19 protein-coding genes are annotated in these 18,631 nt (G+C 68.6%); 8 read left to right on the top strand and 11 right to left on the bottom strand.

The genetic code is table 11. The features are described 5' to 3' along the window. Positions 1 to 104: 104 nt before the first annotated feature. Genes BrevBR_RS02625 through BrevBR_RS02610 form a run of 4 tightly spaced genes read right to left on the bottom strand, consistent with a single transcriptional unit; the run spans position 105 to position 3,773 of the window. Entirely contained in the window at positions 105 to 788 is a 684-nt protein-coding gene (locus tag BrevBR_RS02625; protein ID WP_339999839.1) for a class I SAM-dependent methyltransferase, read from the bottom strand. After that, positions 785 to 1,864, bottom strand: a complete 1,080-nt coding sequence (locus BrevBR_RS02620) for a homocysteine S-methyltransferase family protein (RefSeq protein ID WP_332640561.1) — start codon at positions 1,862 to 1,864, stop codon at positions 785 to 787. Before BrevBR_RS02620 ends, BrevBR_RS02625 begins: the two co-directional genes overlap by 4 nt. Beyond that, positions 1,861 to 2,814, bottom strand: coding sequence for a methylenetetrahydrofolate reductase [NAD(P)H] (metF, locus tag BrevBR_RS02615; RefSeq protein WP_339999838.1), 954 nt, complete (start codon positions 2,812 to 2,814; stop codon positions 1,861 to 1,863). Before metF ends, BrevBR_RS02620 begins: the two co-directional genes overlap by 4 nt. Further along, complete coding sequence (locus tag BrevBR_RS02610; protein WP_332640559.1) at positions 2,811 to 3,773, bottom strand: ArsR/SmtB family transcription factor; 963 nt, start codon at positions 3,771 to 3,773, stop codon at positions 2,811 to 2,813. The genes metF and BrevBR_RS02610 overlap by 4 nt, the downstream gene beginning before the upstream one ends. 115 nt (positions 3,774 to 3,888) lie before the next feature. Between BrevBR_RS02610 and BrevBR_RS02605 the strand changes: the two genes are divergently transcribed. Beyond that, on the top strand, positions 3,889 to 4,413 hold the full coding sequence (locus BrevBR_RS02605) for an EF-hand domain-containing protein (RefSeq protein WP_339999837.1): 525 nt from the start codon (positions 3,889 to 3,891) through the stop codon (positions 4,411 to 4,413). On the opposite strand, the gene BrevBR_RS02600 is transcribed toward BrevBR_RS02605, so the two are convergent. The 4 genes from BrevBR_RS02600 to BrevBR_RS02585 all read right to left on the bottom strand — a co-directional run bounded on the left by BrevBR_RS02600 (position 4,410) and on the right by BrevBR_RS02585 (position 8,468). After that, the gene (locus BrevBR_RS02600) at positions 4,410 to 5,339 is read right to left on the bottom strand and encodes a 2-hydroxyacid dehydrogenase (RefSeq protein ID WP_339999836.1); all 930 of its coding nucleotides are present in this window, start codon (positions 5,337 to 5,339) and stop codon (positions 4,410 to 4,412) included. The genes BrevBR_RS02605 and BrevBR_RS02600 overlap by 4 nt on opposite strands. A 79-nt stretch (positions 5,340 to 5,418) precedes the next feature. Beyond that, positions 5,419 to 7,086, bottom strand: coding sequence for an energy-dependent translational throttle protein EttA (gene ettA / locus BrevBR_RS02595; RefSeq protein ID WP_339999835.1), 1,668 nt, complete (start codon positions 7,084 to 7,086; stop codon positions 5,419 to 5,421). A gap of 173 nt (positions 7,087 to 7,259) precedes the next feature. Next, complete coding sequence (locus BrevBR_RS02590; protein ID WP_332639525.1) at positions 7,260 to 7,628, bottom strand: hypothetical protein; 369 nt, start codon at positions 7,626 to 7,628, stop codon at positions 7,260 to 7,262. Between the two features lie 90 nt (positions 7,629 to 7,718). Next, entirely contained in the window at positions 7,719 to 8,468 is a 750-nt protein-coding gene (locus BrevBR_RS02585; RefSeq protein ID WP_339999834.1) for an SDR family oxidoreductase, read from the bottom strand. Between the two features lie 110 nt (positions 8,469 to 8,578). Here BrevBR_RS02585 and BrevBR_RS02580 point away from each other — a divergent pair, with 110 nt between their 5' ends. Then, on the top strand, positions 8,579 to 9,187 hold the full coding sequence (locus BrevBR_RS02580) for a TetR/AcrR family transcriptional regulator (protein WP_339999833.1): 609 nt from the start codon (positions 8,579 to 8,581) through the stop codon (positions 9,185 to 9,187). On the opposite strand, the gene BrevBR_RS02575 is transcribed toward BrevBR_RS02580, so the two are convergent. Together BrevBR_RS02575 and BrevBR_RS02570 are read right to left on the bottom strand one after the other, a co-directional pair. Then, the gene (locus BrevBR_RS02575) at positions 9,174 to 9,785 is read right to left on the bottom strand and encodes a TIGR02466 family protein (RefSeq protein WP_332639522.1); all 612 of its coding nucleotides are present in this window, start codon (positions 9,783 to 9,785) and stop codon (positions 9,174 to 9,176) included. The genes BrevBR_RS02580 and BrevBR_RS02575 overlap by 14 nt on opposite strands. Positions 9,786 to 9,813: 28 nt before the next feature. After that, positions 9,814 to 10,572 carry a tRNA1(Val) (adenine(37)-N6)-methyltransferase gene (locus BrevBR_RS02570; RefSeq protein WP_339999832.1) on the bottom strand — a complete coding sequence of 253 codons (759 nt, stop codon included), beginning with the start codon at positions 10,570 to 10,572 and terminating at the stop codon, positions 9,814 to 9,816. Between the two features lie 116 nt (positions 10,573 to 10,688). Between BrevBR_RS02570 and BrevBR_RS02565 the strand changes: the two genes are divergently transcribed. Then, a complete protein-coding gene (locus tag BrevBR_RS02565) occupies positions 10,689 to 11,705 on the top strand; it encodes a polyprenyl synthetase family protein (protein ID WP_332639520.1) in 1,017 nt (338 codons plus the stop codon). Here the strand turns inward: BrevBR_RS02565 and BrevBR_RS02560 are convergent. Continuing rightward, positions 11,702 to 12,907, bottom strand: a complete 1,206-nt coding sequence (locus BrevBR_RS02560; protein WP_332639519.1) for a pyridoxal phosphate-dependent aminotransferase — start codon at positions 12,905 to 12,907, stop codon at positions 11,702 to 11,704. The two genes, BrevBR_RS02565 and BrevBR_RS02560, sit on opposite strands and share 4 nt — an antisense overlap. A gap of 150 nt (positions 12,908 to 13,057) precedes the next feature. Here BrevBR_RS02560 and BrevBR_RS02555 point away from each other — a divergent pair, with 150 nt between their 5' ends. From BrevBR_RS02555 to BrevBR_RS02535, 5 genes are all read left to right on the top strand, one after another. Beyond that, a complete protein-coding gene (locus tag BrevBR_RS02555; protein ID WP_339999831.1) occupies positions 13,058 to 15,208 on the top strand; it encodes a TonB-dependent receptor in 2,151 nt (716 codons plus the stop codon). Positions 15,209 to 15,213: 5 nt separating this feature from the next. Beyond that, positions 15,214 to 16,302 (top strand): PepSY-associated TM helix domain-containing protein, encoded by a 1,089-nt coding sequence (locus BrevBR_RS02550; RefSeq protein WP_339999830.1) that lies wholly within the window; start codon positions 15,214 to 15,216, stop codon positions 16,300 to 16,302. Then, positions 16,299 to 16,490: a hypothetical protein gene (locus BrevBR_RS02545; protein WP_332639516.1), complete on the top strand. Its 192-nt coding sequence runs from the start codon at positions 16,299 to 16,301 to the stop codon at positions 16,488 to 16,490. Before BrevBR_RS02550 ends, BrevBR_RS02545 begins: the two co-directional genes overlap by 4 nt. A 55-nt stretch (positions 16,491 to 16,545) precedes the next feature. Continuing rightward, a complete protein-coding gene (locus tag BrevBR_RS02540; protein WP_332639515.1) occupies positions 16,546 to 17,262 on the top strand; it encodes a TVP38/TMEM64 family protein in 717 nt (238 codons plus the stop codon). A gap of 199 nt (positions 17,263 to 17,461) precedes the next feature. Then, positions 17,462 to 18,502, top strand: coding sequence for a rod shape-determining protein (locus BrevBR_RS02535; protein ID WP_056450471.1), 1,041 nt, complete (start codon positions 17,462 to 17,464; stop codon positions 18,500 to 18,502). The last annotated feature ends 129 nt before the right edge of the window (positions 18,503 to 18,631 follow it).

The raw sequence follows: 18,631 nt of genomic DNA, 5'->3' as shown, positions 1-18,631 counted from the left end.
TTCGCGAGGCAGGGTGCATGGGGCCAGGGACTGCGTGCCCCGGTGGCCGGTCATCACCCACAGACGCGGGTTCCGGCTTTCGCCGGGATGAGCGGTGATCGGGGTCACGCATAGGCCACCCAGCCGCGCCAGCTCAGGCCGGCGTGGAAGAGGCCGATGTCGGTGAAGCCGGCTTCGCGCAGCAGGGCTTCATCGCGTTCGGGGGAAACGGTGTGGAGCACGGTCTTCAACCGGTCGCGCGTGTGGGCCACGTCGTCGGGGTCCGCGCCGGAGTCGAGGGCGAACCGGGCGTAGCGGTCGCGCAGCGCGTCATAGCGGGAGGCCGTCTTGTCGAGACAGAGGTCGACCAGGATGAAGACGGAGCCCGGCTTCAAGCGCTGGCGGATCGCCCGCAGGGCCTCGAGCTTGGCGCCGTCGTCGGGGAGGAAATGCAGGGTCAGCAGACAGGTCGCGCCGTCGAAGGGGCCTTCGGGCGCGTCCGGAATGAAGCCCCGGGTCCAGACGACCCGGTCGGAGACCGCGGCGCAGACAGCCCGGCCGGTCGCCAGCATTTCGTCGGACGGGTCCACGCCGTGGAAAGTCCAGCCGGGCTGCAGCCCGGCCATGGCGCGGATCTCGAGCCCGCCGCCGGCGCCCAGGACCAGGATGGACGCGTCATCGGGCGCCCGCTCGGCGATCAATTGGGCCGCCATCCGGTGCATCACATCGTAGCCGGGCACGAACCGCGCCGGACCGTCCTCGACGTAGTGGCGGGCGAAGTCCGGGTCGTCGAAATGCAGCGCCTTCATGCCGCCAGCTCGAACGGTTCCAGTCCCGACAGCCGCATGGCCACCGGCCGTTCCGGAATCTCCCGCGTCGGCAGTTTCGACACCGCCTCCGCCGTATGCCGGATATGCTCCGGCGTGGTGCCGCAGCAGCCCCCGACGATGTTGACCAGGCCCGAGGCCGCCCATTCCTCGATGAAGTGGGCGGTCTGGTGCGGTTCCTCGTCGTACTGGCCCATGGCGTTGGGCAGGCCGGCGTTGGGATAGGCGGCGACCAGCGTATCAGCCACCCGCGACAGTTCGGCGATGAACGGCCGCATCAGATCGGCCCCAAGGGCGCAGTTGAAGCCGATGGCGAAGGGTTTGGCGTGGCGCACGCTGTTCCAGAAGGCTTCCGCCGTCTGGCCCGACAGGGTCCGGCCCGAGCGGTCGGTGATGGTGCCCGAAATCCAGATCGGCAGGGCCTCCATCCCCTCGTCCTCAAGGTCCTTGATGGCCTTGATCGCGGCCTTGCAGTTCAGCGTGTCGGTGATGGTTTCGATCAGATACAGGTCGACCCCGCCCTCGTTCAGGGCCTTCACCTGATGGCGATAGGCGTCATAGACCTGGTCGAAGGTGACCAGCCGCGCGCCGGGGTCGTTCACGTCCGACGACATCGACAGCATCTTGTTCAGCGGCCCGATCGAGCCGGCGGCGAAGCGCGGCTTGTGCGGCTCCTTCGCGGTCCAGCGGTCGGCGGCGGCGCGGGCCAGCTTCGCGCCTTCCAGATTGATGTCCCACACCGATTGTTCGTCCAGCCGGTAGTCGTCCTGGGCGATGACCGTGGCCGAGAAGGTGTTGGTCTCGGAGATGTCGGCGCCGGCGGCGAAATACTGGTCGTGCAGGCCGGCGATGATGTCCGGGCGGGTGATGCACAGGATGTCGTTGTCGCCCTTCAACTGGACATCATGCGCGGCGAAGCGTTCGCCGCGGAAATCCTCTTCCGACAGTTCGCTGCGCTGGATCATTACACCCCAGGCGCCGTCCAGAACGAGAATGCGTTCCTTCGCCGCCCGGTGGAGGGCGGCGATGCGTTCGCTGCGCGGAAAGGGGGTGCTCATACTGCGGCTTTCGTTTCGCGCACGCCCAGGACGCGGCAGATCGCATAGACCAGGTCGGCGCGGTTCAGTGTGTAGAAGTGGAAGTCGGCGAAGCCTTCCTCCTGCAGCCGGGCGCAGGTCTCGGCCGCGACCGAGGCGGCGATCAGCTTGCGGGTCTCGGGGTCGTCGTCCAGCCCGTCGAAATGGGCCGCCAGCCAGTCGGGCACCGCGGCCCCGCAGGCGGCGGACATCCGCTTCAGGCCGTTGAAATTGGTCACCGGCATGATGCCCGGCGACAGCGGAATCGTCACGCCCGCCGCCCGCACCCGGTCGCGGAAGCGCAGGAAGGCGTCGATGTCGAAGAAGAACTGGCTGATGGCGCGCGTCGCGCCGGCGTCGACCTTGGCCTTCAGCACGTCGATGTCATGGGCCGTCGACGGGCTTTCGGGATGGCCTTCGGGATAACAGCCGACGATGACGTCGAAGCCCCCTTTGGCCGTGATGGCGGCGGTCAGTTCGGTTGCATTGGCGTAACCATCCGTACGCGGAACATAGGCGCCGCCGATGCCGTTCCCGCCCGGAGGATCCCCGCGCAGGGCCACGATGTGGCGGACGCCCGCCTCGCGATAGCCCTCTATGACCGCGTCCACTTCGTCGCGGCTGGCCTCGACGCAGGTCAGGTGGGCGGCGGGAGTCAGGGCGGTTTCCGCCAGAATCCGCTCGACCGTCCGGTGCGTGCGCTCGCGCGTCGAGCCGCCGGCGCCGTAGGTCACCGAGACGAACTCCGGCTCGAGCGGGGCCAGACGGGTGACGGCCTTCCACAGATTGGCTTCGGCCTCATCGGACTTGGGCGGGAAGAATTCGAACGAGACGCGAGGGCGCGACTGATCCTGCCCGGCGCGGGCGACGGGGCCCAGCGGCGACAGCAACAGGGCGCGGGCCTCGGCCAGACTGCGGGGGGCGATGCTCATGCGACCTTGGCCTTGGCTGCGGTGGGCCGCTCGGCGGTCCAGATCGAGACGGTCAGACCGTCGGTGTCGGGGGGCAGGGCGATGGGCGCGCTGGGCCTGAGCCCGGCGTCGGCCAGCCAGCGCCGCATTTCCGTGTCGGAGAAGCCGAGCCGCCGATGCTGATGTTCCTCACGCAGGTGCTCCAGCTGGTGCGGCGCGAAATCGACGATCAGCAGGCGGCCGCCGGGCATGACCAGCCGCGCCGCCTCTGCCACGGCGGCGGCGGGGTCGGCGAGGTAGTGCAGGACCTGGTGGACCAGAACCAGATCGGCGCTGTGTTCGGGCAGGCGGGTGGCGAAGATGTCGCCGTGACGCAGCTCGACCTTGTCCAGACCGGCCTTGGTCACATTGGCGCGGGCGATGTTGAGCATGTTCTGGCTGAGATCCAGCCCCACCGACATCTTCGCCGTCTTGCCCAGCAGGGTCAGCATCCGCCCCGAGCCGGTGCCCAGATCGACGACGCGTTCGAACGGCCCTTCGCCGGCGGCCTTCTTGATCGCGGCCTCGACGGCGGTTTCGCAGACATACAGCGACCGGATCCGGTCCCACTGCGGCGCGACGCGTTCGAAATAGGCGCTGGCTGCTGCCCCGCGGTCGCGGCGCACGTCCTCCAGCCGGCGGTCGTCCGCATCATGAGCGGCGTCCTCCAGCAGATCCAGCACGGTGTCGACCAGCCGTCGCGCCAGTGGATCCGACGACAGGCGATAAAAGACGCGAGCCCCGTCCGGGAACCGCTCGATCAGGCCGGCGTCGGCCATCAGCTTCAGATGGCGTGAAACGCGGGGCTGGCTCTGTTCCAGGATCCGCGACAATTCCATCACCGACAGTTCCTCGCCGGCCAGCAGAGAGAGCACCCTGAGACGGGTGGGCTCGCCCGCGGCGCGCAGGGCCTCGATGGTTTGGTCGGGGGTCAACGACATTTGTTTATATAAAGATATCCTTATATGATTTTGCAAGCGAATTCAGACGCGCGACAAGCTTGTTGAAACGGGCGTACACTCATTGGGTCCCGTGGAACCCGGCAGGAGATACGCCATGATCCGCACCGCCTTCGCCTCGTCCGTCGCGCTTTTGGTTCTCGCCACGGCGGCCGCCGCCCAGACGCCGCCGCCCGGCCAGACCTCGCCCGGCCAGACCTCGCCTGGCCAGGCCTCGCCCGGAATGGGCATGGGCGGGCCCATGACCCTGGAAGCCATGCAGGCGCGGCAGGACCAGATGTTTACCCGCCTGGACGCCAATGCCGACGACATGATCACCGGCAATGAACTGGCTCCGCTGACCCAGCCGCCGATGAGCCAGATGGGCGGACCGCGGATCCGGTCGATGATCACCCGCGCCGACGCCGACCGGAACGCGCGCATCAGCCGCGACGAGATGCGCAGCGCCGCCACGGCTCTGTTCGCCAGCCTGGATGCGGATCACGACGGTCTCGTCACCCCGGCCGAGCGCGCCGCCATGATGCCCGCCCCGCCGGCCCCGGCCCGGGTCTCGATCCCCTCGACCGCGCCGACCGACCAGACCGGCATGCCGCCGGGCATGGAGCCGCCGAACGGCGGCTAGTCCGGCGTCGGCGTTTTCAGCGGCTGGCCCGCGAAGGCGGCCGTCAGGTTCTGCATCAGCAGCATCAGCATGCCCTGCACCGCCTCGGTCGTCGCCCCGCCGGTGTGCGGGGTCAGCACCGTGTTCGGAACGTCGGCCCAGCGCGCGCTGTCGGTCGGCTCTTCCTCGAACACGTCCAGCGCCGCCTGGCCGAGCCTGCCGTCCTTCAGCGCCGCGATCAGGGCGTCCTCGTCGATCAACTGACCGCGCGCGACATTGACCAGCAGGCCCTGCGACCCCAGCGCCTCGATGACCTCGCGCGAGATCAGGCCGATATTGCTGTCGTCCGCCTTGCAGGCCACCACCAGAATGTCGCTGTCCTTCGCCAGGTCGAGCACGGACGCGGCGCGGGGCCAGGCCGCCTGCTTCTCGCGCGGACCCCACCATGTGACGGTCATGCGCAGGGCCTCCGCGCGCCGCGCCACCGCTTCGCCGATGCCGCCAAGGCCGACGATCCCGACCCTCTGGCCGTGCAGCGACGGCGTGATCATCTTCGAGTCCGCCGTCCATTCCCCGGCCCGGAAGGCCCGGTCGCCAGCCGCGATCTGACGCCGCGCGGCGATGATCAGGCCGATGGCGTGGTCGGCCACGTCCTCATGGTTCACGCCGGGCGCATGGGTGACCGGCAGGCCGCGCGCCTTGCACCATTCGGTGTCGATGCGGTCATAGCCCGAGGTGAAACAGGCGATCAGCTGCAGCTTCGGCAGTTGTTCGATCAGCGCCTTGTCGAGCGGAAACTCGCCGGCCACGATCAGCGCGCGGATCTCGGCCTGCGTCTCGAGCGGGGGTCCCTCCCAGAACCGGTAGACGGTCCACTGGCTCTCGAGAAAGGCCGTCAGCGGCGCCAGATGACGCTGCATGATCAGAAGGGCGGGGCGGTCGGTCATGGGGCGACACTAGTCCAGTCGCGCCCAATGAAAAACGGCCTCCCGTCGATCGGAAGGCCGTTTCGCCAAGGCTCCGGCTTTAGCGCCCGAACTTCTGGAACTTGATCCGGTGCGGGATCAGGCTTTCGACGCCGAGGCGGCGCTTCTTGTCTTCCTCATAGGCCTCGAAGTTTCCTTCGAACCATTCCACGTGGCTGTCGCCCTCGAAGGCGAGGATGTGGGTCGCCAGACGGTCGAGGAACCAGCGGTCGTGGGAGATGACCACGGCGCAGCCGGCGAAGCCTTCCAGCGCCTCCTCGAGGTTCTGCAGCGTCTCGATGTCCAGATCGTTGGTCGGTTCGTCGAGCAGCAGCAGGTTGCCGCCGGTGGCCAGGGTCTTGGCCAGGTGGACGCGGTTGCGTTCACCGCCCGAAAGCTGGCCGACCTTCTTCTGCTGGTCGCCGCCCTTGAAGTTGAAGCTGCCGACATAGGCGCGGGTGTTGATCTCGCGCTTGCCGACCATCATCACATCGGTGCCGCCCGAGATGGCCTGCCAGATGGTCTCTTCCGGCTTCAGGTCGTCGCGGCTCTGGTCGACATAGGCCAGTTTGACCGTCTCCCCGACGCGGATCGTGCCGGCGTCGGGCTGTTCCTGACCGGTGATCAGGCGGAACAGGGTCGACTTGCCGGCGCCGTTGGGCCCGATGACGCCGACGATGCCGTTGGGCGGAAGCTTGAAGGTCAGGTCCTTGAACAGCAGCTTGTCGCCATAGGCCTTCTCCAGCCCTTCGGCCTCCAGCACGACATTGCCCAGGCGCGGGCCGGGCGGGATCTGGATGACGGCGTGGGTCTGGGCCCCGCGCATGCTCTCCTGCTCGTCCACCATCCGCTCATAGGCGGCCAGACGGGCCTTGGACTTGGCCTGACGGGCCTTGGCGCCCGACCTCACCCATTCCAGTTCTCGGGTGAGGGCGCGCTGGCGGGCTTCGGATTCCGACTGCTCCTGCACCACGCGTTTGGTCTTGGCTTCCAGCCAGCTGGAGTAGTTGCCCTCGTGCGGGTGGCCCTTGCCGCGGTCCAGCTCCAGCGTCCACTTGGTCACCAGATCGAGGAAGTAGCGGTCGTGGGTCACCAGGATGACGCAGCCGGGGAAGTTCTCGAGGTGATGCTGCAGCCAGGCCACCGACTCGGCGTCAAGGTGGTTGGTCGGTTCGTCGAGCAGCAGCATGTCGGGCTTGCTGAGCAGCAGCCGGGCCAGGGCCACGCGGCGCTTCTCGCCGCCGGACAGGTTGGTGACCTCCCAATCGTCGGGCGGGCAACGCAGCGCGTCCATGGCCATTTCGATGCGGCTGTCGATGTCCCAGACATCGCCGGCGTCGATCTTTTCCTGCAGGGCCGTCATCTCGGCCATCAGTTCGTCGGTGTATTCCTCGGCCATTTCCATGGCGATGGCGTTGAAGCGGGTGACCCACTGCTTCTCCTCGCACCAGGCCTCGACGTTCTCGCGGACGTTCAGGCTCTCGTCGAGCTGGGGCTCCTGCTCCAGATAGCCGCGCTTGACGCCGTCGGCGGCGCGCGCCTCGCCGGTGAATTCCGTGTCCAGCCCGGCCATGATCTTCAGCAGGGTCGATTTGCCCGAGCCGTTGACCCCGACCACGCCGATCTTGGCGTCGTTGTAGAAGCTCAGCCAGATGTTCTCGAAGATCTTCTTGCCGCCGGGAAAGGTCTTGGTCAGACCCTGCATCTGGAAAATATATTGCTGCGCCATGAGGTGCGTTGCGCCCTGTCGTCTGGGTGTGTGGGGAGGTTGGCGCGGGATGTAGCCGCCCTCTGCAAAGAGGGCAAATGAGGCGGGAATGGTCGCGGTGTTTGCGGTGATCGGCGAACTGCAATCCGTGACCGGTATTGACCGCCGGAAACGCCATTCCCGCCCTTGGGCGCTCAGCCCAGGCGGATCGGCCAGAACGGGCCGGGCGCGGACTCCGGGTCGGGCAGGTACCGCGCGCCGAGGTAGGAAACCGTCAGCCAGAGCGAGGTCCACAGGCCCCACATCACCATGGCCAGGGGGATGTCTGTCCTCGCGTCAGCGGCGGCGTCGACCTGACCGACAAGCCCGACCGCCGCCGCCGCCAGGGCGGTGGCGTAGACGACAACGCGCGACCATGACCGGGACGCCAGCAGCGCCACGGACCCGATCACCAGCAGCGCCCCGGTCAGCAGCCACGGAAACTGCGGCACCCACATGCCGATGACCATGTGGAAGCCGCTGTAGAGCAACAGGATCACGCCGGTGGCGCGGGAGACGAGCATGACGATGTCAATCGCAAGGGCTGGGCAAGCGTCCGCCCATAATGCCGCGACAAGGCTTAACGTCCCGCTACGCTCCCGCCGGCGTCCGGCTCAGGCGCCGACGCCGCCGTCGACCAGGATGCCGGTCCCGGTGATGTAGCCGGCGCCCGGACCGGCGAGGAAGGCGACCGCCGAGGCGATCTCGTGCGGCTGGCCGTAGCGGCCCAGCGAAATGCTCGGCAGCATGCCCGGCGCGTTGGGGCCGTCGGCCGGGTTCATGTCGGTGTCGGTGGCGCCGGGCTTGACCAGATTGACCGTGATCCCCTTGGGCCCCAGTTCCCGCGAGAGGCCGAGGGTGAAGGCCTGCAGCGCCGACTTCGAGGCTGAATAGACGGTCACCCCGCCGAAGGGCACGCGATCGGCCAGGACGCTGCTGATCGAGATGATCCGCCCGCCGGCCCCGATATGGGGCAGGGCGGCCTTGGTGGTCAGGATGACGCCGCGGATGTTGACGTTCAGCAGGGCGTCGATCTCGTCGAGAGACTGGTCGGCGAACAGGGTCCCGCCCGCGACGCCGGCGTTGTTGACGAGGATGTCGATACCGCCCAGCCCTTCGACCGCGCCTTCGACCGCCCTGGCCGGTCCGTCGGTCGAGCCGGCGTCGGCCTGGATGGCGACGGCCTTGCGGCCCAGGGCGCGCAGCTCGGCGGCGAGGGCTTCGGCGCGGTCGGCCGATTTTTCATAGGTGATGGCGACGTCCGCGCCGTCGGCCGCAAGCTGCCGGGCGATGGCCGCGCCGATGCCGCGGCTGCCGCCGGTGACGAGGGCGCGTTTGCCGGAAAGGGGAAGGGAGGCGGTCATGATCGGTTCTCTTTCTGTAATGATCGACACAGAACGCCAGATGGAAGGCTTGCCTCCCTTCGTCAAGGGATTATGTATCGGTCGTTAGAAAAATAGGTCCGAAAGACGCCATGGTCGGCCGTCCCCGCAGTTTCGATCGTGACGAAGCCCTGTCCCGCGCCCTTCAGGTGTTCTGGACCAAGGGATATGCGGATACGTCCATGGCCGACTTGACCCGGGCCATGGGGATCAACTCGCCCAGCCTCTACGCCGCCTTCGGCAGCAAGGAGAATCTCTTCCGCGAGGCGGTGCGGCTCTACGCCGAAACAGCGGGCGCGGCCCTGTGGGCCTCGATGCGCGAGGCCCCGACGGCGCGGGAGGCCATAGAGGGCCTGCTGCTGGCGACGGCCGAGGCGAACGGCCAGTGTGACCAGCCCAGGGGCTGTCTGCTTGTGCTGTCGGGCGCACACCCCGACGCCCTGCCCGACGGGGCCTGCGAAGAGGTGGCGAAAATCCGGACAGACTCCATGGCGGTCATGCGGGATCGGCTGTGCGCCGCCCAGGCGGCGGGCGAGATCGCCCCGTCCGCCGACCCGGCCGCCATGGCGGCCTTCTACACCACGGTCCAGCAGGGCATGACCTTCCGGGCCCGCGAGGGCGCGACGCCGGACGAACTGGCCGCCACGGCGCGCGCGGCCATGCTGGCCTGGGACGGTCTGGCCGGCCTCAGGCGTAGTTGAAGCTGACCGAGATCCGCTCGCTCTTCGCCGCGTTCGGCGGCACTTCGTGGCGCAGCCAGCTTTCCCACATCAGGATCGTGCCGGCCTGCGGAGCCAGATAGACGAAGGGCTTCTCGCCCTCGGGCGCGTCGGCGTGGACGCCGGGGCGCGCCATCATCATGGGCAGGCGCGGGTCTTCCAGCTTCAGGGCCGAGGCGCCGTCGGGGACCTCGACATAGACGGTGCCGCTCAGGAAGGCGTGCGGATGGATATGGCCGCTGTGCCCCCCGCCGGGTTTCAGGATGTTGACCCACAGGCTGTCGAGCCGCGGCTTCCGCGCCAGATCGAAATTCAGCGCCTTCGCATAGAGCAGGGCATGGCGGTCCAGATGGCGCTTCAGCTCGGCGAACTCGGGCATCCGGTGCGGCAGGTCGGCCAGGGAGCCGTAGGAGGTATAGCCTCGATATCCATGTTCGCGGCACCAGGCCCGCCCGGCCTGATCCTCGGCGGCCAGCATGCGGCAGGCGTCGGCCAGGCCGGCGTTGAAGGCGGCGAAGCCGGGGCCTGAGGCCAGCGAGGCTTCATAGACCTGGGTGACGAAGAGGGGGCGCAGGGACATGGCTCCCTTTACCCCACGGGCGGACGGATCAGAACCCCAGCGCCGCCTCGCCGCGCAGGATCGCCTCGGCCTCGGCCGTATGCTTCGGCCCGCCGCGTTCGTGCAGCACCAGCGGCGGCAGAAGGCGCAGCGGCGCCTTGCCCGTTTTTATCGCGCTGACCAGCACCCGTTTGGCCGATTCATCCGCATACGGATGAATGCCCCGCACGGCGAAGGACCCGGCCTTCTCGCCCAGCAGGGCCAGCAGATCGGCCAGCCGGTCGGCGCGGTGGATGATCACGATCCGACCGCCCTCCCGCACCCCCTTCAGCAGGAAGTCCGTCCACGCCTTCAGGCCGTCGTCCGCCATCCACGCTCCGCGCTTGCCCGGCGACGGCGCGCGCAACGCGCCGGGGTCGTCGAAGAAGGGCGGATTGCTGACCGCCTGGTCGAACGGCTTCAGTCCCAGCGCCCGGAAGCCGTCGGCCACGTCGCCCTCGACGATGGTCGCATGGGCGCCGTTCAGCGCCGCATTCTCCCGCGCCAGCGCAGCCATCGCCGGATCGCGCTCCAGTCCCGTCAGGACCGCGTCGGGACGCCGCGCGGCGATCTGCATCAGCACCGCGCCCGCGCCGCACCCGGCCTCCAGCACCCTCTGCCCCGGTCCGGCCTCCACAGCCGCCGCCAGCAGGGCCGCATCCATGCCGGCGCGGTAGCCCTTCGCCGGCTGGCGCAGCCGGACGCGGCCGCCCAGCAGGGCGTTCTCGACGATTTCGACGCCGTCGGATTGAGATGATGCGGCGGTCACGCGGCTTGACCCTTCATGGCACGATCACCATTGTGCGCCGCATCGCCGCCCGGCAAGGCGGCGGCTGGATTTTCCGGTGCGATCCTCTCCCCGCGCCGCGCCGAGTGAGTTTTCCGTTGGACGCTGTCGTCGCCGCCGATCCCCGCTCGAAGGGAGACGTCGAACCGCTGGTTCGGCTGGCGAAGGGCGACATGGCCGCCGTCGACGCCCTGATCATCGCCCGTATGCAGTCCCAGGTGCCGGTGATTCCGCTGCTGGCCGACCATCTGGTCAGCGCCGGCGGCAAGCGGCTGCGCCCCCTGCTGACCCTGGCGGCCGCCCGCGCCTCGGGCGCGACGGACGACATCGCCGCCGCGGTCAAGCTGGCCGCCGCGGTCGAGTTCATTCACACCGCCACCCTGCTGCACGACGACATCGTCGACGGCTCGGACCTGCGCCGGGGCAAGACCGCCGCCCATCTGATCTGGGGCGCGCCGTCCAGCGTTCTGGTCGGCGACTTCCTGTTCGCCCGCGCCTTCGAACTGATGGTCGAGACCGGCCAGATGCGGGCGCTTGGCATCCTCGCCACCGCCTCCAGCGTCATCGCCGAGGGCGAGGTGCTGCAGCTGACCCGCGCCCACGACCTGAACCTGGATCAGGAAACCTATCTGCGGATCATCTCGGCCAAGACCGCCGAACTGTTCGCCGCCGCCGCCGAATCCGGCGCGGTCGGGGCAGGGGCGGGGGAGGCGGCCGTCGAGGCCCTGCGCGCCTACGGCCTGAACCTCGGCCTCGCCTTCCAGCTGGCCGACGACGCCCTCGACTACGGCGGCTTGTCCGAGAACCTCGGCAAGAACGCCGGCGACGACTTCCGCGAGGGCAAGGTCACCATGCCCCTGCTGCTGGCCGCGGCCCGGACGCGCGGCCGCGAAGACGCCTTCTGGGACCGCACCATCAACAAGGGCCAACGGACCGAGGACGACTTCCGCCGCGCGCGGGAGCTGGTCATCGGATCCGGCGCGGTCGGGGCGACCCTGGACACCGCCTACGAATACGCCGACGCCGCCAAGGCGGCGCTCGCCGCCCTGCCTGCGGGCGAATGGGTCGACGCCCTGGAACAACTGGCCGACTTCGCGGTCAGCCGCGCCGCCTAGCGCAGCGAGGCGCAGAACCGCTGGATGCGGCGGCAGGCCTCCTCCAGCACGGTTTCCGAGGTCGCATAGCTGATGCGGAAATAGGGGCTCAGGCCGAAGGCGGATCCCTGCACCACCGCCACGCCCTCGGCGTCCAGCAGGGCGGCGGCGAACGTATCGTCGCTGTCGATCACCGTGCCGCCGTCTGTCGCCTTGCCGATCAATCTCTCGATCGACGGATAGACGTAGAAGGCGCCCTCGGGCGTAGCGCAGCGGACGCCCGCCGCCTGATTGAGCATGGATACGACCAGATTCCGCCGCCGTTCGAAATGGGTCGCCCGCTCGGCAATGAAATCCTGCGGGCCGTTCAGCGCCTCGACGGCCGCCCACTGGCTGACTGACGAGGGGTTGGACGTGGTCTGCCCCGCCACCTTGCGCATCAGGTCGATCAGGGGTTTGGGCCCGCCCGCATAGCCGATGCGCCAGCCGGTCATGGCGTAGGCCTTGGACACGCCGTTCACCGTCAGCGTCCGGTCGTACAGATCGGGCGCGACCTGGGCGATCGTCCGGTAGTCGAAGTCGCCGTAGATCAGGTGCTCATACATGTCGTCGGTCATCACCCAGACCTGCGGATGGCGGCGCAGCACGGCGGCCAGCGCCTCCAGTTCGGCGCCCGTATAGGCCGCGCCGGTGGGATTCGACGGGCTGTTCAGGATCAGCCATTTCGTCCGCGGCGTGATCGCCGCCTCCAGCGCCTCGGGCTTCAGCTTGAAGCCGTCCGCCTCGTGCCCGACCACCGTCACCGGCTCGCCGCCGGCCAGCAGCACCATGTCGGGATAGCTGACCCAGTAGGGCGCTGGCACGATCACCTCGTCGCCCGGCGACACGGTCGCGACCAGGGCGTTGTAGATCACCGTCTTGCCGCCGGGGGCGACGTGGATCTGGCTTGTCTCGTATTTGAGCCCGTTCTCGCGCGCGAATTTGGCCGCCACGGCCGCCTTCAGCTCCGGGATGCCGTCGACGTCGGTGTATTTGGTCTCGCCCCGGCGGATGGCCGCGATGGCGGCCTCCTTGATGTTCTCGGGGGTGTCGAAGTCCGGCTCCCCCGCGCCAAGGCCGATCACGTCGCGGCCCTCGCGCTTCAGCTCGCGGGCGCGGGCAGTGACCGCCAGGGTGGCCGACGGCTTGACGCGGGCGAGGGCGGCGGACTGCAGGCTGGACATGGCGACTCCCGGGGACGGCGCATCCTTACGCAGTTGCGAAAGGGCGATCAAATGTCGCGGTCTTGAGCCCGCCCCGATCCCGGCTTCGCCTTGACCTCCGTACGGTGCTGTATATTGAGACGCGTTCTCAATTCATCAGGACCTCATGCAATGTTCCGCTCCGTTCTTCTGACCACCTCCGCCGTGCTGGCCTTGGGAGGCGCGGCGTTCGCACAGGAGGTGGAACCGACGAAACTGGACGAGGTCGTCGTCACCGGCTCGCAGGTGGCGTTGCCGTCCGTTCGTCCCGGTGGGCAGGTGGCGAGGGGCGGGCGAGTGGGCCTCTTCGGCGCGCTGGACGCCATGGACACGCCCTTCGCCACGACGAGCTACACCTCGCAACTGGCCCGCGACCAGCAGGCCCGCAGCGTCGCCGACGTGCTGCAGAACGACCCCGCCGTCAGGGTCACCAAGGGCTTCGGCAATTTCCAGGAGCTCTACGTCATCCGGGGCTTTCCGGTCTATTCGGACGACATGACGTACAACGGCCTCTACGGCATCCTTCCGCGCCAGTTCGTGGCGGCGGAGTTTCTGGAACGGGTCGAGGTCTTCCATGGCGCCACGGCCTTTCTGAACGGCGCGGCCCCGGGGGGAAGCGGCGTTGGCGGAGCGGTCAACCTGATGCCCAAGCGGGCGCCCGATGGACCCCTCACGCGCCTGACCGCGGGGCTGGAGGGAGAGAGCGAAGTCTATCTGGCCGCCGATCTGGCCCGCCGTTTCGGCGCCGCGGACGAATACGGCGTGCGGCTGAACCTGGCGCGCCGGGACGGCGAGGGCGGCGTTGAAGGACAGGCGCGCGAACTGAATGTCATCGGCCTGGGACTGGACCGTCGCGGGGACCGCGCGCGCTTTTCGGCAGACATCGGCTGGCAGGACCATCGCATCGACGCACCGCGCCCGACGGTGACGCCCGCCGGCGCCATTCCGGCGCCGCCTCCCGCGGACGGTAATTTCGCCCAGCCCTGGACCTATACGGACGAGGAACAGCTGTTCGGCGTCGCACGCGGCGAGTTCGATGTGACCGACGCCGTCTCGGCCTGGGCGGCCTTCGGCGGCCGCGAGGGCAGGGAACAGAATGTCCTGGCCAATCCGAGGGCGCAGTCCGACGGGACGCTGAGCGCCTATCGCTTTGACAACGCCCGCGAAGACGCCATCTGGTCCGGGGATGTCGGCGTCCGCGCCGATCTGGTCACAGGCCCCGTCGGGCATCGTCTGGTGGCGTCGGCCTCGCAGGTCCAGTCGAAGTCGGCGAACGCCTATGCCTTCTCCAGCTTCGCCGGTTTCGCCAGCGACCTGTACGCGCCGGTCGCGGTCACGCCCCCCGCGGCCGATTTCTTCGTCGGCGGCGACCTGTCCGATCCCCACGTCACCGAACGGGTGAAGAACTCCAGCATCGCCATCGCCGACATGTTGTCCTTCATGGACGGGCGGCTGCTGGCTACGGTCGGGGTTCGCCATCAGCGGATCGAGACCCGAACCTACGACTACAACACCGGCGCCCCGCAGTCGGGCTATGATGGCGAAGCGACCACGCCGGCCCTGGCCCTGGTCTACAAGCCCCACGACCGGATCTCGCTCTACGCCAACTATGTCGAGGCGCTGATCCCGGGCCAGACCGCGCCGGCGGTCAGCGGCGGCGTGCCGGTGCAGAATGGGGGCGAGGTGCTGTCGCCCTTCCGGGGCGAGCAGGTCGAGGTCGGCGCCAAATACGACGCCGGCGCCTTCGGCGGCTCGATCAGCCTGTTCCGCTCGGTCCTTCCCAGCGCCTTTGTCGAGAACAACGTCTTCGCCGCCAATGGCGAACAGGAAAACCGGGGGCTCGAGGCCAGCGTCTTCGGCGAACCGGTGGACGGCCTGCGCCTGCTGGCCGGCGTCACCCTGCTGGATGCGGAGCTCACGCGCACGGCGGGCGGGGCTCTGGACGGCAAATCGCCGATCGGCGCGCCGGAATTCCAGGGCAATGTGAATCTGGAGTGGGACGTGCCCGCGGCGGCTGGGCTCACGCTGGAGGCGCGCGCGGTCCACACCGCCGACCAGCCGGCCAATGCAGACAACTCGGTCGAACTTGAATCCTGGACCCGGTTCGACGCCGGCGTCCGTTACGTCTTCGAGGCCGGGAGCCGCACCCTCACTGCACGGGCGCGCATCGAGAACCTGGCGGACGAGGACCAGTGGGTCGCCGTCGGCGGCTACCCGGGAGCCAACTATCTGACGCTGGGCGCACCCCGCACCCTGACGATGTCGATCTCGGCGGAATTCTGAACCGGATGAAGGCCCGGACGATCCACCGCTGGTCGTGGGTGCACCGCTGGTCGAGTCTCGTCTCGACCCTGTTCCTGCTGATGCTGTGCGTCACGGGCCTGCCGCTGGTCTTCACCCATGAGATCAACGAGGTTCTGTTACGGCACGCCTGGGCGCCCGCGAATCCGGAGGGCGCCAGGCTGGATCTCGACGAGGTGCTGTCCGTCGCCCTGTCGCGCCACCCGGGCGACATTCCGGCCTTCATGAGTTTCGACGAGGACCGGCCGGTGGTGAACGTCACCAGCCGGGCCCCCGACGCCCCCTCCGGCCAGTTCAACTTCCAGCCGATCGATCGAACAAGCGGGGACGCCGCCCCGCCGGTCGCCGGCCATCCGGCGATGGAATTCCTGCTGCAGCTTCACACCGACATGTTCCTGGGCCTGCCGGGCGCGCTGTTCCTCGGCGCTATGGGCCTGTTGCTGATCGTCGCGGTCGTGTCGGGCGTCGTGCTCTACGCGCCGTTCATGCGGCGCCTGCCGTTCGGCGCGGTGCGTCTGGATCGCGCGGCGCGCACGCGGTGGCTCGACTATCATAACCTGCTGGGCGCCGTGACGATCGCCTGGGTTCTGGTGGTCGGGGCGACCGGGGTGGTGAACACGTTGGCGACGCCCATCATCGCCTATTGGAAGGATACGGCCCTGCGGGATCTGACCGTCGCCTATGACGCACCGGTTCCCTTGACGGAACGCAGCTCTCTGGACGCCGCGATAGAGCGCGCCAGGGCGGCCCTGCCGGGCATGACGCTGCAGTTCGTCGCCTTCCCCGGCTCGACCTATTCGACGGACCACCACTATGCGGTCTTCTTCCATGGCGAGACGCCGCTGACCGCCCGCATGATCACCCCGGCCCTGATCGACGCGCGCACCGGCGAATTGGCCGCCGTGGCCCGGATGCCCTGGTATGTGAAGACCCTGTCCCTGTCCCAGCCGCTGCATTTCGGCGACTACGGCGGTCTGACGCTGAAGATCGTGTGGGCGCTGCTGGATCTGGCGACCATCATTATTCTGGGATCAGGCGTCTATCTCTGGCTGACCAGGCGGAACAGGCGGGCATGAGCCGCAAGGACTTCAGCGCCTGGGCCGTTTTCGGCGCGCCTTTGACCCTCGCGGTTCTCAGCCTGATCGGCCTGGTGGTCGCGCTGCTGAATGACGGCGTGTGGGACCGGATCGGCGCCGCCATGCTGGCCGTCACGATCGTCGCGGTCGCCCGGGCGCGCTTCCGGGCCGGCGGGCGGGGAGGTTAGGTCAGCGTTCCTGTGGCTCTCGCCGCCATGGCCGCCTGATGCTAACCACCGTCCCATGCGCCGCCTGATCGACTTCATCCTCAACATGGAGGCCCGTCGCTGGCGGTCCGTGCTGGCGACGGCGCTGCTGCTGGGCGCGACGCTGGCCCTGCTGGCGGTTGGCAAGAGTCAGCTGGGGCTGGCGGCCGAGGAGAACCTCGAGGCCTGGCTGCAGGGTTACGCCGGCAGTCCGTGGGCCTTCGCCGCCACGGTGGTCCTGTTCATCGCCGCCGCCTTCATCGGCGCGCCCCAGTTCATCCTGATCGCCGCCTGCGTGGTCGCCTTCGGGCCCTCGCTCGGGTTCTTCTACAGCTGGGCGGCGACCGTCGTTTCGGCGGGGGTCACCTACTGGATGGGGCGCGGACCGACGGCGCGGCTGGTCGACCGGTTCGGCGGCCGGACCATGGGCCGGCTCAAGGGGTTCGTCGGCAAGAACGCCTTCTACGCCAGCTTCATGATCCGCAACGTGCCCTCCGCGCCCTTCATCGTCGTCAACATGGCGTTCGGAGCCGCCCGGGCGTCGTTCTGGCGCTTTCTGGCGGGCTGCGCCCTCGGGGTTCTGCCCAAGACCGCCCTGGTGTCCTTCTTCGGCGGGGCGGTGGTTTCGGCGGTTAGCGGCGACGGCGTCTGGACCTCGCTGATCCTCGCCGGCGTCGCTGTGGTCTGGCTGGGTCTGATGCTGGGCGTGCGCGAACTGGTCAAACGGCGCGAGGCCGCGTCCGGGGCGGACTGAAGCGCTGGTCACGGCTTCGACAGCAGCGCCTGGAAGGGGTTGTAATCACCGTCACACACTGCCAAACGAGCCTTAAGGTCAGTCAGGCGATAACGATCAGGAGGCGGTGCGTGGGGATGCGCGGCGCCGGGGCGTCGCCGAAGCGGATCGAGACGACCAAACGCCCCTCCAAGGCCCGAAAGAACGGTATCCCGGACCCATGTTCTCCAGCATTTTCGGCGCGATCTCCAACGACATCGCCATCGACCTCGGCACCGCCAACACCCTGATCTACATGAAGGGCAAGGGCATCGTCCTGAACGAGCCGTCCGTGGTCGCCCTACGCAACGTCGGTGGGCGGAAGATCGTCCACGCCGTGGGCATCGAGGCCAAGCAGATGCTGGGCCGCACCCCGGGCCATATGGAAGCCATCCGCCCCATGCGCGACGGGGTCATCGCCGACTTCGAAGTCGCCGAGGAGATGATCAAGCACTTCATCCGCAAGGTTCATAACCGCAAGGGCTTCGTGAACCCCAAGGTCATCGTCTGCGTGCCGTCGGGCGCCACCGCCGTCGAGCGCCGCGCCATCAACGATTCCTGCCTCAACGCCTCGGCCCGCCGCGTCGGCCTGATCGACGAGCCGATGGCGGCCGCGATCGGCGCCGGCCTGCCGATCCACGAGCCGACCGGCTCCATGGTCGTCGACATCGGCGGCGGCACCACCGAAGTGGCCGTCCTGTCCCTGTCGGGCATCGTCTATTCGCGCTCGGTCCGTGTCGGCGGCGACAAGATGGACGAGGCGATCATCAGCTACATGCGCCGCAACCATAACCTTCTGATCGGCGAGACCACGGCCGAGCGCATCAAGAAGGACATCGGCACCGCCCGCATCCCGGCCGACGGCGAAGGCCTGTCGATCGACGTCAAGGGCCGCGACCTGATGCAGGGCGTGCCCCGCGAGGTCCGCATCTCGGAGCGCCAGGCCGCTGAAGCCCTCGCCGAGCCGGTGACCCAGATCGTCGAGGCCGTGAAGGTTGCGCTGGAGGCCACCCCGCCTGAACTGGCCGCCGACATCGCCGACAAGGGCATCATGCTGACCGGCGGCGGCGCGCTGCTGCGCGGTCTGGACGCCGAAATCCGCGACCACACGGGTCTGCCGGTCTCGGTCGCCGACGACCCGCTGTCCTGCGTCGCCATCGGCTGCGGCAGGGTTCTGGAGCATCCGCGCTGGATGAAGGGCGTGCTGGATTCCGCCCTCTAGGGCTTGATCCCCAACTCCGCCGCAAATCCCTGTCATCACGGGGCCGGCGCGGTTTCCAACTGGCCCGGATTTTGCGATAGGCTGCTGAAGTCGGCGGGGGGGTTCCCGCCGATTCCCTCTTTCCCAGGA

The organism is Brevundimonas sp. BR2-1 (assembly GCF_037626195.1).
Taxonomy (GTDB): Bacteria; Pseudomonadota; Alphaproteobacteria; order Caulobacterales; family Caulobacteraceae; genus Brevundimonas.
Note: the sequence above shows the minus strand (reverse complement) of the source record. Positions and strands in the feature narration are given on the sequence as shown.

Bases quoted from the DNA above. Each gene is read 5' to 3' on its own strand.
- BrevBR_RS02625 (WP_339999839.1), bottom strand. From the start codon at position 788: ATGAAGGCGCTGCATTTCGACGACCCGGACTTCGCCCGCCACTACGTC.
- BrevBR_RS02620 (WP_332640561.1), bottom strand. From the start codon at position 1,864: ATGAGCACCCCCTTTCCGCGCAGCGAACGCATCGCCGCCCTCCACCGG.
- metF (WP_339999838.1), bottom strand. From the start codon at position 2,814: ATGAGCATCGCCCCCCGCAGTCTGGCCGAGGCCCGCGCCCTGTTGCTG.
- BrevBR_RS02610 (WP_332640559.1), bottom strand. From the start codon at position 3,773: ATGTCGTTGACCCCCGACCAAACCATCGAGGCCCTGCGCGCCGCGGGC.
- BrevBR_RS02605 (WP_339999837.1), top strand. From the start codon at position 3,889: ATGATCCGCACCGCCTTCGCCTCGTCCGTCGCGCTTTTGGTTCTCGCC.
- BrevBR_RS02600 (WP_339999836.1), bottom strand. From the start codon at position 5,339: ATGACCGACCGCCCCGCCCTTCTGATCATGCAGCGTCATCTGGCGCCG.
- ettA (WP_339999835.1), bottom strand. From the start codon at position 7,086: ATGGCGCAGCAATATATTTTCCAGATGCAGGGTCTGACCAAGACCTTT.
- BrevBR_RS02590 (WP_332639525.1), bottom strand. From the start codon at position 7,628: ATGCTCGTCTCCCGCGCCACCGGCGTGATCCTGTTGCTCTACAGCGGC.
- BrevBR_RS02585 (WP_339999834.1), bottom strand. From the start codon at position 8,468: ATGACCGCCTCCCTTCCCCTTTCCGGCAAACGCGCCCTCGTCACCGGC.
- BrevBR_RS02580 (WP_339999833.1), top strand. From the start codon at position 8,579: ATGGTCGGCCGTCCCCGCAGTTTCGATCGTGACGAAGCCCTGTCCCGC.
- BrevBR_RS02575 (WP_332639522.1), bottom strand. From the start codon at position 9,785: ATGTCCCTGCGCCCCCTCTTCGTCACCCAGGTCTATGAAGCCTCGCTG.
- BrevBR_RS02560 (WP_332639519.1), bottom strand. From the start codon at position 12,907: ATGTCCAGCCTGCAGTCCGCCGCCCTCGCCCGCGTCAAGCCGTCGGCC.
- BrevBR_RS02555 (WP_339999831.1), top strand. From the start codon at position 13,058: ATGTTCCGCTCCGTTCTTCTGACCACCTCCGCCGTGCTGGCCTTGGGA.
- BrevBR_RS02550 (WP_339999830.1), top strand. From the start codon at position 15,214: ATGAAGGCCCGGACGATCCACCGCTGGTCGTGGGTGCACCGCTGGTCG.
- BrevBR_RS02545 (WP_332639516.1), top strand. From the start codon at position 16,299: ATGAGCCGCAAGGACTTCAGCGCCTGGGCCGTTTTCGGCGCGCCTTTG.
- BrevBR_RS02540 (WP_332639515.1), top strand. From the start codon at position 16,546: ATGCGCCGCCTGATCGACTTCATCCTCAACATGGAGGCCCGTCGCTGG.
- BrevBR_RS02535 (WP_056450471.1), top strand. From the start codon at position 17,462: ATGTTCTCCAGCATTTTCGGCGCGATCTCCAACGACATCGCCATCGAC.